The 15,374-nt window shown below is 56.8% G+C and carries 15 protein-coding genes; 3 read left to right on the plus strand and 12 right to left on the minus strand.

Translation table 11 applies throughout. The features are described 5' to 3' along the window. Positions 1-6: 6 nt before the first annotated feature. Genes MKY12_RS03920 through MKY12_RS03930 form a run of 3 tightly spaced genes read right to left on the minus strand, consistent with a single transcriptional unit; the run spans position 7 to position 3,167 of the window. Entirely contained in the window at positions 7-792 is a 786-nt protein-coding gene (locus MKY12_RS03920) for an STM4013/SEN3800 family hydrolase (protein WP_339312990.1), read from the minus strand. Between the two features lie 15 nt (positions 793-807). Next, positions 808-2,322, minus strand: coding sequence for an STM4014 family protein (locus tag MKY12_RS03925; protein WP_339312991.1), 1,515 nt, complete (start codon positions 2,320-2,322; stop codon positions 808-810). Further along, on the minus strand, positions 2,322-3,167 hold the full coding sequence (locus MKY12_RS03930) for an STM4015 family protein (RefSeq protein WP_209878820.1): 846 nt from the start codon (positions 3,165-3,167) through the stop codon (positions 2,322-2,324). The genes MKY12_RS03925 and MKY12_RS03930 overlap by 1 nt, the downstream gene beginning before the upstream one ends. A 161-nt stretch (positions 3,168-3,328) precedes the next feature. Between MKY12_RS03930 and MKY12_RS03935 the strand changes: the two genes are divergently transcribed. Beyond that, positions 3,329-4,012, plus strand: coding sequence for a hypothetical protein (locus tag MKY12_RS03935; RefSeq protein ID WP_339312992.1), 684 nt, complete (start codon positions 3,329-3,331; stop codon positions 4,010-4,012). Between the two features lie 41 nt (positions 4,013-4,053). Here MKY12_RS03935 and MKY12_RS03940 read toward each other — a convergent pair whose 3' ends face one another. Genes MKY12_RS03940 through MKY12_RS03950 form a run of 3 tightly spaced genes read right to left on the minus strand, consistent with a single transcriptional unit; the run spans position 4,054 to position 6,423 of the window. Further along, entirely contained in the window at positions 4,054-5,463 is a 1,410-nt protein-coding gene (locus MKY12_RS03940) for a nucleoside recognition domain-containing protein (protein ID WP_036723236.1), read from the minus strand. Next, positions 5,441-6,172, minus strand: coding sequence for a FeoB small GTPase domain-containing protein (locus MKY12_RS03945; protein WP_036723237.1), 732 nt, complete (start codon positions 6,170-6,172; stop codon positions 5,441-5,443). Before MKY12_RS03945 ends, MKY12_RS03940 begins: the two co-directional genes overlap by 23 nt. After that, entirely contained in the window at positions 6,169-6,423 is a 255-nt protein-coding gene (locus tag MKY12_RS03950) for a FeoA family protein (RefSeq protein ID WP_036723378.1), read from the minus strand. The genes MKY12_RS03945 and MKY12_RS03950 overlap by 4 nt, the downstream gene beginning before the upstream one ends. 246 nt (positions 6,424-6,669) lie before the next feature. Between MKY12_RS03950 and MKY12_RS03955 the strand changes: the two genes are divergently transcribed. Continuing rightward, on the plus strand, positions 6,670-7,572 hold the full coding sequence (locus MKY12_RS03955) for an AraC family transcriptional regulator (RefSeq protein WP_036723238.1): 903 nt from the start codon (positions 6,670-6,672) through the stop codon (positions 7,570-7,572). Here MKY12_RS03955 and MKY12_RS03960 read toward each other — a convergent pair. The 6 genes from MKY12_RS03960 to MKY12_RS03985 form a co-directional block, all read right to left on the minus strand. Continuing rightward, the gene (locus MKY12_RS03960; RefSeq protein WP_036723239.1) at positions 7,564-8,658 is read right to left on the minus strand and encodes an endospore germination permease; all 1,095 of its coding nucleotides are present in this window, start codon (positions 8,656-8,658) and stop codon (positions 7,564-7,566) included. The genes MKY12_RS03955 and MKY12_RS03960 overlap by 9 nt on opposite strands. A gap of 10 nt (positions 8,659-8,668) precedes the next feature. Beyond that, positions 8,669-8,902, minus strand: a complete 234-nt coding sequence (locus tag MKY12_RS03965) for a hypothetical protein (protein ID WP_155991300.1) — start codon at positions 8,900-8,902, stop codon at positions 8,669-8,671. Between the two features lie 12 nt (positions 8,903-8,914). After that, a complete protein-coding gene (locus MKY12_RS03970) occupies positions 8,915-10,150 on the minus strand; it encodes a Ger(x)C family spore germination protein (protein WP_235191797.1) in 1,236 nt (411 codons plus the stop codon). After that, positions 10,147-11,250 carry an endospore germination permease gene (locus MKY12_RS03975; protein ID WP_036723240.1) on the minus strand — a complete coding sequence of 368 codons (1,104 nt, stop codon included), beginning with the start codon at positions 11,248-11,250 and terminating at the stop codon, positions 10,147-10,149. Before MKY12_RS03975 ends, MKY12_RS03970 begins: the two co-directional genes overlap by 4 nt. Further along, complete coding sequence (locus MKY12_RS03980; protein WP_339312993.1) at positions 11,247-12,869, minus strand: spore germination protein; 1,623 nt, start codon at positions 12,867-12,869, stop codon at positions 11,247-11,249. The genes MKY12_RS03975 and MKY12_RS03980 overlap by 4 nt, the downstream gene beginning before the upstream one ends. A gap of 392 nt (positions 12,870-13,261) precedes the next feature. After that, positions 13,262-14,428: a phosphodiester glycosidase family protein gene (locus MKY12_RS03985; RefSeq protein ID WP_339312994.1), complete on the minus strand. Its 1,167-nt coding sequence runs from the start codon at positions 14,426-14,428 to the stop codon at positions 13,262-13,264. 196 nt (positions 14,429-14,624) lie between these two features. Between MKY12_RS03985 and MKY12_RS03990 the strand changes: the two genes are divergently transcribed. Next, positions 14,625-15,203 carry a histidine phosphatase family protein gene (locus MKY12_RS03990; RefSeq protein WP_036723243.1) on the plus strand — a complete coding sequence of 193 codons (579 nt, stop codon included), beginning with the start codon at positions 14,625-14,627 and terminating at the stop codon, positions 15,201-15,203. Positions 15,204-15,374 lie beyond the last annotated feature (171 nt).

The raw sequence follows: 15,374 nt of genomic DNA on the forward strand, positions 1-15,374 counted from the left end.
CCATGCCTATAAAATAAATTCCCGGTACGGAACATTCCATACCGTGTCATGCGCGAGCCGGTGGCCCTGATAGCCGTCTTCGCCGTAAGCTGTGCCGTGATCGGAAAAAGCCAGACAGAACACCGGATTACCCCGCTTCCGGAACGCATCGAACAGACGCCCAAGCTCTCCATCGGCATAACGCAGCGCAGCCCGCTGGCTGTCCACTGAATCCTTGCGCGCACCCGGCAGAAACATATGGTTCGGGCCATGGATCGCCGAGACATTCATGAACAGGAACAGCCGCTGGTCCAGTGGGGTGTTGCCGAGCAGCTTGAGCGTGTGATTCACCTGATGCTCCGTGGAGCGCGGGTTCGTGACCCCGAAGGTCATCCGCCAGTAGCTGTGCTGGAAGTAACCGGGGAGGACACGGGCGAGGGGCACTTTTTTGCTGAAAAAGATGACGCCCCCGATACACACCGTCTGATAACCCGCCGCTGCCAGCCCCGATACCATATCCGGTGTATCGAACAGCCAGGTATGGGGATGGGTCTTCAGCCCGGTATTCCGGGAGTGGAACAGCCGCACATGCTCAGCCTTATTCGTGTTAGCCGGAGTGGGCAGGAAGCCGCCGAAGAAGGCATGATGGGCCGCATAGGTGAAGCTGCCGGGGGTATGCCGCTGCTCCCAGGAGCCGCTGCCGCACAGGTTGGGGCAATTCGCCTCCTCCAGCACAGCCGCATCGTAGCGCAGAGTATCGAGTGTGATCATTAAGATATCGTGGGTGCCGACAATGGCGTTCATATCGGTCATGGGGCCGGATTCCTCCTAAGACAGCTGCTTCATTTCCCATTCGTAGGTGCTGCAGCCTTGGTATTCAACATCGTACAATAAGTCGCCAAAAGGATTCACATCTGCCGTATACATCCGCCCGGAGCTTCCCGCCAGCACATCGATGCCCGCAACCGAGCAATTTGGAAAAGCGGCCAGCGAAGCCTCCGCTGTCCGGCGTACTTCTGCCTGCTGTGCCTCGCTCAGCCCGGCCTCCGCCGGAGTCATCCGCCGGCTGCGCAGATGCAGATTCGTAATCGGTGTGGTGCTGACTCTAGCGACTGCATGGCAGGCTTCACCAGCGACAACCAGCTGACGGATGTCGAAGGAATGTCCGTCCTTGCCGGGCTTCGGAATCCACTGCTCGGCATAGGCGCCGTGGCGGTAGAGCCAGTTAATGATTCCGGCAAGGCGGGCAGAATCGGTATAACGCTGCAGCTTGCCGGAATTATAATACACCGGGGGCCGGGTGATATAGCTCTCGACCCCGATGGTGGTAACTGCCGACTCAGCTCCCGTGGCCGGGTTCAGCTGATAAGCAATCACGCCGGAGGCGGCGGAGCCGCTAGCCAGCTTGATGAACACGCGGTGCATCCGCTGCGACAGCATCAGCTCGCGCAGGGAGGCGTAGTCCACGGGGGCTTGTCCGCCGCTGCCGCGAAGCGGCCGGGGAACAGACACGCCGGACTCGGCGAGAATCTGCTGGGTCCGGCGCTTGTCCGTCATGGCTGCGATCTCCGCCGGATCGTTGGTCCAGCGGGAGGCGGGCAGAAGCTGCCCGGCCTCCTGCCGGAGCCGCGCCAGCAGGCGGCAGTAGCCGCGGAACCACTGGGACGGGTGATGCAGCACGCCAGGCAGGTCCTTCAGGGCTGAGGCCGCTTTGAAGCTGAGCGGCCTCAGGTCCGGCTGCTGCCCGAACGGGTGCAGCGAGTCGTCCGCGTCCGGCGCATCCGGTGCGCCCAGCGCGATAAGCGCCCGCTCCAGCGCGAAGCTGCCGCCGGGGGACTCCAGCCGCAGCAGTGGCGGGCACGCTGCGGATTCAGGCGCAGCGTGCCTGCTGGAGCTGCTGCCCGGAGAATCCGGCAGCAGGTGCTGCGCTTCCGCTTCGGAGGATCCGCTGGAGCTGCCGCCAGCGGACTCTTGCGTGAGATGCCCGCTGGAGCTGCCGCTAGCGGACTCTTGTGTGGGATGCCCGCTGAAGCTGCCGCCAGCGGACTCTTGTGTGGGATGCCCGCTGGAGCTGCCGCTAGCGGACTCCCGCTCGGAGGGCCCGCTGCTGTAGTCGCGCAAGGATTCCCACTGTTCAAGCAGCGGTTGCCCCGGGCCTCCGTCCCGAATCTGCCGCTGCACAGCCAGCGTAAGCAGATCAGCCAGCGGCTGGCCCTGCAGCAGCCCGGCGTAGGGAATCAGCAGCGCCGATGGCATCCCGAGACGCGAGCGCGCCTGCTGTATACCGGCTGAGCGCCGGTCGCCGGGCTGGCAGAAGACAATCAGCGGAGCTGCGGGCTGCATTATTCTGTGATTGACGGATAGCGCCAGTCATCATCGTCATCGGCCTGCTGCTGGTCGCTGACATCCACCGGCAATCCGCTGTTCTTCAGGCGCAGCATCATCTCGTCAGACATGTAGTGATGGCTCAGGTTGAGCAGCTTCAGTCCCTTCACCCGCTCGCTGGCGAGCAGCGCCTCTGCGCCGGTATCGCTAAGCGTTCCCAGTGACATGTCCAGGGTATGGAGCTGGTCCAGAATCGGCGCATCCGCCAGGGCTGCGGCAATTTCGTCCTGGATCTCACTGTTTTTGAGTCCAAGATAAGTTAGATTAGGGAATTTCCCGGGCTCGATCAGCGGCAGAAGGTCCTCCAGCCCGCCGTCAAAGCCGTAATTGTCCACCCCAAGGTATAATTCCAGTTTGCGCAGATTCGGCAGGCGAGAAGCGGCAATGTCCGCCAGCACGGCCTTACTGAGTCCGCCGGTAATAATAATGAGTTCTTCGAGCTTGTCATGCTGCAGTTGGCTCAGACGCAGATCGGTACCGCCTTGTGCAGTCAGGGATTGCAGCTCAGGATAAGCGGGCAGCAGCGGCGAGAGATCGGTCTGGTTAATCCACGAGATTTCACATTCCTCATAGCTCATGTCCCCGATGAACAGCTTGCGCAGCGCAGGGAAGCTGGCGCTGTGCTTCACCAGGGCCTGGACGGCTTCCTCCGAGGTGTTCTCGTAAGCTTGTCCCCAGTCGCCAATCGTAAGGCTGGTCAGCCCGGCGGCTTCAGGACTTTCGCTTAAGCGTTCAATCTCCGTCTCCATCCGTTTGCCTTCCTCAAATCCATCGTAATCAATACTGAGCTTCACTGCTGTCATGAACAATCCCTCCCGGAAAATAATAGCTTCCAAATCACCCTAACATGTAGGGAGAGGGAGAGTCAAATAGCAGAGGAGCAGGTGTCCCTATTTGCCCGTTAACTCCTGTAACCACGGGGGTGTGCGGACCAAATATAGTCGAAAAACCGATCACATTGGGCATGGCAGAGGCATGTGAGCGGAATGTAATCGAAAAACCGATCACATTGGGCGTGGCAGAGGCACGTGGGCGGAATGTAGTCGAAAAACCGATCACATTGGGCGTAGCAGAGGCACGTAGGCGGAATGTAGTCGAAAAACCGAACACAATGGGCGTGGCAGAGGCACGTGGGCGGAATGTAGTCGAAAAACCGAACACAATGGGCAGTGCGGGAGGCGAGTGGACCAAATATAGGCGAAAAACAGCATACAATGTGCCAGCGCAGGGCCCGTGGACCAAATATAGGCGAAAAACCGAACACAATCGCAATGTGCCAGCGTGGAGGCGCGTGGACCAGAATGTAATCGAAAAACCGATCACATTGGGCATGGCAGAGGCACGTGGGCGGAATGTAATCGAAAAACCGATCACATTGGGCGTAGCGGAGGCGCGTGGGCGGAATGTAATCGAAAAACCGATCACATTGGGCGTGGCGGAGGCGAATGAGCGGAATATAATCGAAAAACCGATCACAATCGGGGGCTGCAGAGAATGTGGCAGGCGTGCCAGGGCTTACCGCGAAGAATGCGCCCCAGGCCCGCGCTCACACCCCAGCCGATATGAACCGCCGCGCGCACAAAAGCGCAAAAGAGCACTATCCGCCCGGACGGGAGATAGTGCTCTGTTTGAAGGAGCCGGTACTTGACGTAAGCTTCTGCCCTACCGCCGCCCGCAGCTCCCCTGCGCTCAAACCCAACCGAACAGCCGGGCTGCCGAAGCCACCGCGAAGGTTACGCCGATAGCGATAGCGAGCGGGATTACAGCGGAGAGCACGGCCCACTTCAGGCTTTTGGTCTCCTTGTAGATGTTCACGAGTGTGGTGCCGCAAGGATAGTGGAGCAGGGAGAAGAGCATCATATTAAGCGCCGTCAGCCAGGTCCAGCCGTGACTCAGGAAGATGTCCTTAATGCTGCCGAGACCTTCGATATCTACCATGGCCCCCGAGGACATGTAGCCCATCAGCAGGATAGGCAGCACAATTTCATTGGCGGGCAGGCCGAGGATGAAGGCCATAATAATGAAGCCGTCCATGCCGAGCAGCTGCGCGAACGGATCGAACCAGGCCGCCATATGATTCAGCACACTCTCACCGCCGACAAACACATTGCCGAGAATCCAGGTGATGATCCCTGCCGGAGCGGCCACGATGATGGCGCGGGTCAGCACATTGAGGGATTTTTCCTTGGAGGAGCGGACAATGGTCTTCCAGATCTGCGGGCGGCGGTAAGGCGGCAGTTCCAAGGTATAGTGGGTAGGCACACCGCGCAGCGCGGTTTTGGACATGATCCACGATACACTCAGGGTGACGATAATTCCGACCAGTACGATGCCCATTAACACCAGCGCAGTCGCGAAGGTGCGCAGTGCTCCGGTGGTTGCCGCCCCGACCATGAACATGGAGGAGAGCAGAATAAGCGTAGGCCAGCGGCCGTTGCACGGGACGAAGTTGTTGGTCAGAATGGCCAGCATCCGTTCGCGGGGCGATTCAATAATGCGGGTGGACAGAATAGCAGCAGCGTTGCAGCCGAAGCCCATCGACATCGTCAAGGCCTGCTTGCCGTGCCCCCCGGATTTCTTGAACAAGCGGTCCATATTAAAAGCGACCCGGGGCAGATAGCCGAAATTTTCAAGCAGCGCGAACACCGGGAAGAAAATCATCATAGGCGGCAGCATGACGCTGATGACCCATGAGGTTCCGCGATACAGTCCCAGCACAAGGACGCCGTGCAGCCAGGCCGGGGCATGAACAGCCTCGAAGCCGGCGGTCAGATAGCCTTCGATCCAGCTGAAGAGGGAGGCAATCCAGCCGGAAGGGTAGTTGGCTCCGGCAATGGTAATCCAGAATACCAAGCCAAGACCGGCGAGCATAATAGGGAAGCCCCAGATCTTCGAGGTGACGATATTATCCAGCTTGTAGGTGCTGCCCAGCTTCTTCTTGTCGTGATAAGTAACGGCATCGCTACAGATTCCAGCCGATACGCCGTAGATTCCGCTGACGATCTCGTCGCGGACCGCCCCTTTGTCTGCCAGCTTCTTCGCGGTAGCGAGCAGGGAATCGAGCGGGTCTTGGCCGTTAATGGCATGCGGTGACTCCATGACGGGCCACCTCCTTCGTTACAGATATTCCCTTGCGTCCCATATGGGACGCAAGGGAAGCCAGCAGACTGTGGTCACCGTCCAGCAGGCGCAGGGCAATCCAGCGTGCCGGATACCTTGCGCCGACCGTCTGCTCCACCATCGGGATCAGCTCGGCAATGCCCCGCTCAATCTCATCGTTGTAGGTGATCTTCAGCGGCTCAGCCTTGAATTCACCGGTCGCTACGCGTGCGATCTGATCCAGCAGCGCTTCAATACCGATCCCGTTGCGGGCCGAAATGGCCGTGACAGGCACCCCGAGCCGCTCCGCAATCCGCTTCAGATTAATATCAATGCCCAGCCGCTTGGCTTCATCGATCAGATTGATGCAGACTACGGCGCGTCCCGTTATCTCCAGCACCTGCAGGGCCAGATTGAGGTTGCGCTCCAGCGACGTTGCATCCAGAACCACGAGCGTGACATCCGGCTCCTCGAAAATAATATAGTCCCGGGCCGCCTCTTCATCGGCGGAATTGGAGTAGAGCGAATAGGTGCCGGGAAGGTCAACGGCCCGGTAAGTATGCTCCTTGTGGGTGAACCGCCCTTCGGCGGTGACTACAGTTTTACCGGCCCAGTTGCCGGTATGCTGGCGCATCCCGGTCAGCAGGTTGAACAGCGTGCTCTTGCCTGTATTGGGGTTGCCGGCAAAAGCTACGGTATACTCACTCATCCTTCTCCGCCTCCAATCAGTTCGCCATAAATGAGGGAACTCTCTTCCCGCCGCAGGGCAATGGTCGTATTGCTGATCCGGTAAGCCGTAGGGTCTCCAAGCGGGCTGCGCCGCAGCACTTCTACGCGGTTCCCGGCAACAAATCCGAGATCAAGCAGTCTTCTCCGCAGCACACCCTGGACCTCGATGCCGCTGATCCGCAGCGTGCTGCCGTTCGTAGCTTCAGACAATGGAATTACGGCTCCGGCCATAAGCTCTCCCACTTTCGTATGAATAATGAATGAATAGTTATAGTTATCCTTAAGTATGAAATATGCACTTGTATAGTATATTGTGCACGGCACAGAATATTGCATCCTGCCACAAGATTAGTATACGTAAATAAATTTGTCCTTGCAACAATAATGTTTCCCTAGGGAAAGATAGATACAGCAAGATTTATCAAAAGTATTTCCGGTGTCTGCTATATACTTTGAGTTGTGGAGGGGGTGAGAGTCATGCACTATCAGTTGATTCACAAGAGCATCGAATTTATTGAGCAGCATTTGGAAGAGGAGTTGGATTTGGAGAAGGTGGCTAAGGCAGCAGGGTTGTCCAAATATCATTTTCACCGGATTTTTCGGAAATATGTGAATAAAAATGTCCATGAATATATCCGGGCCCGCCGTCTCAGCCAAGCAGCCAATCTCCTGCTGTACTCCGAGACACGTATTCTTGAGATTGCGCTGCAGTGCGGCTTTGAGAGCCAGGAGGCTTTTACAAGAGCTTTCAAGGAAATTTATGATTTGCCGCCTGCTCAGTACAGATCGCAGGTGAGACTATTGATTCAAGAAAGAGAGGTATTGACAATGTCAGAGATTACAGGCTGGTATATTACAGGTACCCACCAGGAGAAATATAAGGTCGAGATTGATCCCCGCGTCTGCTATAAGACAAGTCCCTCGATGCATCTTCACTCCAAAGAAGAGGCTGCGCAGGACGACAATGGTTTTGGAACCTTGATGCAGCAGTTTCAGGCAAGAGAGTATCGGGGGAGACGGATGCGCTTCTCCGGGTTCGTTAGAACGGAGGATGTCACCGGCTGGAGCGGCCTGTGGATGAGGGTGGATGATCATCAGCAGAATATGCTGGCATTTGACAACATGCAGAACCGGAGCATACAAGGAACCACAGAATGGAACCACTATGCCTGCGTCATGGATATTCCGTCCGAAGCCGATGTGATCAATATCGGAATTCTGCTGAGCGGAAGCGGACAGGTATGGCTGGGGGAATGTGAATTCGAGGAAGTAGGCAAGGATGTTCCCGTAACGGATGGCTCTACAGGTGCGGAGAACCTTCCGTCCGGGCCGCAGAATCTGAAGTTCGACCAGCAGCCGGAGCACTCTGCTTCAAGCTGAACGCTGTAACCGGCCCCGCACCCAGATCGACAGGGCCAGCAGCAGCGGAATGGCAACCTGGAAGAGCGGGTCAAGCTTCAGACTCGGCCCCAGGCCGACGGCGATATGCTGGGTGTAATCCCGTTCCAGGAATGAGGAGCCGTAGATGACTGCCCCCACAGGGAAGACCCACCATTTGGCCGGTTTGCCGGTCAGCTCTGCAAGAGCTTTTACGGAACAGAAGTAGAAGAGCATCATCTTGATCAGCAGCCCCAGGAAGAGCTGGATCGTGACCAGAATATCAAGCCGCTCGACAAATTTGAGATTGGACAGTACCCGGACGGTTTTGAGAAAAGGCAGCTGGCTCACTCCCGCTATCGCCGGGCCGAGGACGGCCACATTCAGCGCGTTCATGAAAATCAGGAATGCGCTGATGAGCAGATAGGCGTTCACTGTGTATTTTACAGGCACACCGGGCTTCTCCCATAGCGTCCACAGCATCAGAAAAACAATCATCTGCCCGAAGGGAAATGAGACGATCTCCGGCAGTGCCGCTTGCAGGACCGGCATCAGCCCGCCCTCCATAACCGGCGCCAGACGGCTGAGATCAATCGCCCCCATGATGCTCAGCATCACAACAAGCAGGAAATAGAAGAACAGCATGACCGGCAGCAGCACCTCAGGCAGCCTGAAGACAACCTCCGCCCCCTTCCAGATCGCATATAGGGCCAGCAGCACGAACACCAGCATCGTAATGGCCATTGGGGTTCTCGGCAGCATGGTCATCGCCGTCAGCTCGCCGAGGTCGCGGACATTGCGCATGGACTGATAGGCGAAATACAGGCTGTAGACCGCGCCGATGAACGCCCCTGGAGCTGTGCCAAAATGAGCTTTAAGCATTCCGATCAGGTCCGTGCCCGGAGACCGGTGCTGAATCCACATCAGCACAAGGAGAAGGGCGAAGCCCGCCGCTGAACCTGCACACATCGCCAGCCAGGAATCCTGCTTAGCGGTGCCCCCAAGCAGGAACAGCGGCGTGCTGCCGATTTCAAACAGCATAATCATGAACGCAATCTGCAGGGAAGAGACCTGTTCTTTGTTCACCATGATTGCATCTTTAGCCTCCTAACCAATAGATAATGGCTCTGCCGACAGGCTGGAAGAACGCCGTATACAGGCTGCCCAGCGATACATGAGGGGTATTGGTAATTCCGCATAGATTAAGATACGCCCCGTACCCCATAATGCAGCCAAGTAAGAGCCGTCGCCGGCGGCGCTCTTCTCCGCGTAGCTTCGTCCACCCCCAACCATAGGCAAGCGCATAGAGTATAAGAGTAATAGCTATTTTCATAGATATGCCCCTTTACTTCTGCTGGACAGACTTGAACGATTTATTGCTGAGTCCGGTCCGTTCCATCTCGATGGAGACCTGCGGGCGGAGCTCAATCTCCTGAAAGACGCTGTCCCAGCTCTTCGCCTTCTCAATCTGCTTCCAGCGCTTCGGATCGCTCCGGTGTACTCTCACAGCAAATCCGGTGACGTCTGCCCCCAGCCGTTTGACCTCCGCCCAGGCGTTATTCATTAGCTCCAGCACCCGCTGCTCCAGCGAGGCCTCCATTTCACTGATCGCCTTGCGGTCGTTCAGATCCATGACACTGCCAAGCTCCGTCAGCACACCGCTGCCCTTGACGTTAACCTCCATCACATAATGATCCTTGTCCCAGACAGGGTGGACGGTGGTGGCCGAATTCTGCAGGATGAATGAAGCATCCAGCTTGTCGCTTGTTGCCGGCCGGGAGGGGAAGGCGATGGTGGCAGAATCAATGTTATCGGTCAGAAAAGAAAGCCCGAACGCCTGCTTCTGGCTGAGCCAGCCCGCGAACGTGTCCCCCTTAATGACGCCCAGCCTTCCCAGTGCCAACCGCGAGGGCAGATCGGTAACCGCTGTCTCACTGGTCTCATCCATCGTCCGGGGGCCGGTCAGCAGAATCTCCGGCAATACCGCGCATTTGGACTCGGAGGACAGCGCCATTGCCAGCTCATACAGGCGGATTCCCGGATAGTAGGACAAGAGCCGTGATTCTTGTTCAATCATAAGCTGGATGCCTGCCCCTTGATTCTTAGTCATTTGCATCAGCTGATCCAGAATGACACCGGCCTCCCCCTCAGATATGAATACATACACTGTTTCTCTGGCATCCTGCTTGCGCAGGAAGATATCAATTAGCTGATTGATTCCGTGCCTGGCCAGGCTCTCGCCGATTACGGCAATCCGGGAGTGGGAGAAGAACATCTCCCGCGTACTGGTCAGATTGGTTCGTTCAATGGCCTCCATAATCGTCCGGCCCTTGACGGTGAACGTGAGGAAGGGCGGCGAGCTGGTGCTGCCTCCTCCGCTGCTGCCCATCCCGCTGGCGCCTGAGGAGGGGTTAATGACCTGATAGGTCGCCTTCCATTGATTATCCTCCCAGTCGTAGGCGGAGCCGGAGGTAATGCCCAGCTCGTTAAGCTCCCGGTCATCCCAGCAGCCGGAGAGCAGGAGGGTGAGAAGCGGGAAGGTGAGCAGGAGGCGCAACAGATTGCCCGGTTTGTTCATCATGTCTCCAGCCCCTTCCGCTTAGATCGGGCCTTGTGTACCCTGCTCAGCAAGACGGCGCCCAGCGGCACCAGCACGTTGAACAGGAAGAAGACCACGAACCGCCCTTCCTCGTTATAGACATTCAGCTTGGCGGAGCTTTGCCAGGAGAATAGGCACTCCAGGGCAATGATCAGACCCAGAGCGCCAATGAAGGGCCTGCTGCTGCTGACCCGGAAGGTCTGCTTGAAGCACTCCACCGTGACGAACAGGAAGATCGCAAATTTAAGGTAGATCGACAGCACCCAATAAGAGATGAAGAGAATGTCCAGCTTCTCTATGAACCGGCCGATCCGGAGGATACTGACGGTAGCGAAGCCAGGGTAGCTGCTGAGCTTAATGAATTCCGGGCCGAAGACCATCAGGGCTGTGATCAGGGAGAACATCATCAGTGCAGCAACGAACAGTAGGCCTGTCCAGCCGATAATCTTGGCCCGCTGCGGATATTGCAGGTAAGGGGCCAGGAACAGCAGCACCGCCACCTCAGACATCCATGCTGTCGGTGTCAGGCTCGCCAGGGTGATTTCAGCCAGATTATGATCGAACATGGGCAGCAGATGATGCACATTCAGATCATTGTAGAGCCCGAACAGGTACAGCGGTACGAAGAACAGATAGAGCAGAATCACCAGACTGTTCACTCTGGCGATCGCTTCAATGCCCTGCCTAACCATATAGATAGTGATGAAGAGAATGAGTATGACCAGCACCGTGATGGGGGTGTTGATCAGAACGTTTTCTTTCAGGAAATTGACGAATTCCCGCAGGATGGTTGCAGTGGTGTCCAGGTAGAACTGGAGCATCAGCAGACCCAGGATCACTGCGGCTACAGGGGAGCTTTTCTCCCCCACCCACTCCAGAAAAGGTGCACCGTTGCTGCTCTGAATCACCGCCCCGACGATCCACGCAATAAGCAGCCCCGCCACAGTAGACATGATGATCGCCAGCGGAGCGTCTTGTTCTGCATAGGTGCTGATAATGATAGGCAGTACGACAGTGGCCGTCGGCAGGATGGTATTGACGACAAGCATGGCGGCTTGGGTGGTGCCGATTTTTCCATTCATGCTGGACCCTCTCCCTGTGGCTTAGGCTGTGGCGGTGATGGATTAGCTGCGTTGTCAACGGGCTGCGGCTTCTGGTGCGGTGATTGTCTGCGGGTCTCCTTGCCCAGATTGGTCTTGGGACGCATATTCATGCCCCATAGCGGAACGCGGATGAAGATATCCTTCAGATAACGCGGAATCATCGGCGCCACCGGAGACAGATAAGGCACACCAAAGGAGCGCAGGCCCGCCATGTGAATCAGCAGCACCATCAGGAAGGACATAATGCCGAACAGGCCGAGCGAGGCAGCGATGAACATCATCACGAAGCGGATCAGCCGGATGGAGTTGGCGATGGCCAGTGACGGAATCACGAAGTTCGAGATGGCGGTAAAAGAAACCACAATGACCATCGCCGCCGAGACCAGCCCGGCCTGAACAGCAGCCTGCCCCAGCACCAGCGCACCGACGATAGAGATAGCCGGTCCGATGGTCCGCGGCATACGTACCCCCGCTTCACGCAGGACGTCGAAGGTCAGCTCCATCAGCAGTGCCTCTGCGAAGGCGGGGAGCGGAACGCCTTCCCGCTGGGCAGCCAGACTGATCAGCAGCGTGGTCGGCAGCATCTCCTGGTGAAAGGTAGTAACGGCAATATAGAGTGCAGGCAGCAGCATAGAGACGAAGAACGCACCGTAGCGGATCAGCCGCAGAAAGGAGGAAATATCATACCGCTGGTAGTAATCCTCGCTGGATTGAAAAAAGTTGAAGAAGGTGGACGGGGCCAGCAGGGCAAAGGGGGTGCCGTCAATGACAATCCCCACCTGGCCTTCCAGAATGCCCCCGGCCATGGCGTCGGGACGTTCGGTATTCTGAATGGTGGGAAAAGGCGTCAGTCCGCCGTCCTGTATGAATTCTTCAATATAATTGCTCTCCAGAATGGCGTCGGTATTGATGGCGTTCAGCCGGCGGCGGATTTCGGTCAGCACCTGTTCACTGGCGAGGCCCTTCAGATAGACGAGGGCAATTCCGGTTCCGGTACGCTGTCCGATGGTATATTCCTCAATCCGCAGATCAGCAGTTTTCAGGCGGCGGCGCAGCATGGCGGTCCCGGTGCGCAGGCTCTCGGTGAAGCCTTCCTTGGGCCCGCGGATAACCCCCTGGGAGGTCGGCTCATTAATGCTTCTTTTCTCCCAGCCGGAGGTGTCGGCGGCCAGTGCGACCTGAAGCCCCTCGAACAGAATCAGGGTATAGCCGTCAAAAAGCAGGGGCAGCAGCACCTCCAGGGTCCGGGCCTCCTTCACTCCCCCAACCGGCAGAATGTGCTCCTTGATTAGGTTGAAGGCAGCTTCTGTGTTAATGCTATCTCCGTTCAGCGTGCTGTTCTCCATCAAAGACTGGAGCACCGCCTGGTTGACCGTATCTGCGTTGACCAGACCGTCAATATAAATGAAGGCAAGGGTAAGTGGAGGCTTGGCTTCACTCTTATAATGGCGGATAACAATATCCGAGCTGCTGCCGATCCGGCGGCTGAACTCCTGTAAATTATCCTCAAGGGAGAGCTTCAGCGGAAGCGGTGCAGGCACGGAGGTTTCTACAGGATCTTTGGTAGTCTGGCGGCTCTTCTTCGGCTCTTGAGGCATCTCGGGGGCTCCCTTCTGCTGAAATCTGGATGTGTTGGTGTATTATCCCCCATAGGCGTATTCCTTATTCTGCCTGATTACAGACTGAACTGAGCCCGCTTGAGGAGCCGCTGGAATCAAAAAAAGAAACTGCCCATAGGAATGGCCGCTTCGCAGCATTCCATAAAGGCAGTTTCATCAACACACTTAAGATTTACACTCTAAGCTCGGTCGTCGCTGCGGTGAACATTTGGACTTCCGGCCGCTGTTGTGTTTGGATTTCCTGATTTAGACCGCTCCTCGCGGTAGAAATCCAAACACAAAGGCGGACGCTACCGCTCCTCCAGTTCCAAATTTCCCCTCCGCTTCTTATTGCTTTTCGTTAATTTCTTAAGTGATTTCTTATCTATGCATTATTTTGTCTTTACGACCAGCGCGTTGCTGATCAGGCGTCCCGGAGTCGTTAGATACTTGCCATTGTAGTACAGGCCGCTGGAGGCGCCGCCATCCAGGTTCATCGCCTGGTAGGCTCCTGCATGCTTCATAATTTCCGCCAGCTGGGGAATAGTTGCCCCTCCGGAGGTGAGCAGAATCAGCTTATGATCGCGGGTGATGCCCAATGCGCTGCGGGCGCCACCGCCAGTCAGGATTTTGGGGTCCCGGAAGCCTTCGGCCGCCACATTCAGCGCGACTTTCCCGTTGACCAACAGCCGTGGTCCCGCCTGGAGTGCGCCGAGAACGGAACCGGAATCGAAGCGTGCCTTGAATTCACTGCCCGGAATCAGCTCAGCCAGCATATTACTGTCGTAAGCGAAGACAGCCCGTTTATCTCCGGAGCTGTTCTTCAGCATCTTCCCGCCGCTGATGATGTAGCCGTAAGGAACCTTGAAGGCGCCGTCAGTATAGGCGGCGAAGAATGTGCCGTTGATCGCGGCGGCGGCATTGCTGCGCTTGGCGATGCTGGCAAGAGCTTCTGTCTTGCCGACGGTATTCCCGGCCAGAACGGCATCCAGCTTCACTGAAGGATGCAGCAGGGAGACTGTGACCGTCTGGACGCTGAAGGAGCGGCCGCCGACCTTGTAGGTATGATGTCCGCTGACTACAGCGGGCGATCCGCTTTTGATCAGGCTGCCGTTCTGTACAGGCAGGGTGGCTGTCTCAGCGGTGCCTGTTTCAGCCCCGCTTGTCAGCGTAAGCGAACCGGCCTCCTTGTTCCACTGGAGCTGTATGCCAAGTGTCTGGCTTACAAGAGACAAGGGGACATAGGTGGTCCCGTTCTCACTGAAAGGCCGCACACTTGCGGTAACGGGCTTGCCGTTGACGGAAGCCCCGGGCTTGCCTGGAGTGAAGCTAATGGAATTCTCGCCGCGTGATATCTCAATCTGGCCGCCGGAAGCGGTAAGCACAGACTGGATACCAGCGAAGCCGTTCAGGAAGCGGACCGGGATGAAGGAGTGATTCTCCTTGTCCACATATACGGCAAGCTTGGCCTGCGGCGCCGCAGCGGCACCGGATTGCAGTGCTGGAAGAAGGACAGCCAGCAGACAGAAGGCGGTAAAGAGGGTGAGCAGTTTTTTCATGATACACAAAATCTCCTTTGCTTATAGCAGGTTGATCTGCAGGTTAGGATGATTCTGGAACAGGCCCCAGAATGCAGCACTTGAGCTACCATCATATAATCGTCTTCCGTTACCGTCAATGGAGCATGCATCCAGCAGCGGGTTAGTTTATAATGGGAACACATTAGAATATCTGCATATAAGGGTGGTAGCGATCATGACAAGAATAGGCTTAATCCGGCACGGCAGCACTCGCTGGAATCAGGAGGGCCGGGTCCAGGGCCACACGGATAATCCTCTGGACGAGGAAGGCTTCCGGCAGGCCGGCGTGCTTGCGGAGCGGCTTAGCGGCGAAGCGTGGGATTATATCTATTCAAGCGACCTGCTGCGGGCCAGACAGACGGCGGAGACTATCGCCGGGAGGCTGGGCATCCCGCTGGCCGGTCTCCTTCCGGACATCCGGGAGATGAACGGCGGATTGATTGAAGGAACCACAGAGAGCGAGCGGATCGAGCGCTTCGGCAGCCAGTGGAAGACGATGGATCTGAAGCTGGAGAGCCAGGAACTGGCCCGCGAACGGGGAGTCCGGGCGATTGAAGAGCTTGCTGCCCGCCATCCCGGCAGCAATGTGCTGGTAGTCAGCCACGGGGCTATTCTGCGGAGTACGCTGGCCGGACTTGTGCCTTCCCTGGATGTGAGCGTGCTGCTGAAGAACACCTCTATCACCTGCCTGGTCAATGAGAATGACAGCTGGAGCTGTGAATTGTACAACAGCGCGGAGCATATGGACCGATAGGACGGGATATTTCCGAGCATTTCATTACAATAAAGCGCCGGTCCTGCCGATAATATGCTTAGTGCTGATCCGGTGGGGGTATTAATGTCCAGCATCCCCTGCCGGAGTTGTTCAGAATATGTTCAGTCGGATCCTGTACAGTAGCGCTTGAAAGCGATAAAACCATAAATT

Source organism: Paenibacillus sp. FSL M7-0896, from assembly GCF_037975415.1.
GTDB classification, from domain to species: domain Bacteria; phylum Bacillota; class Bacilli; order Paenibacillales; family Paenibacillaceae; genus Paenibacillus_AQ; species Paenibacillus_AQ silagei.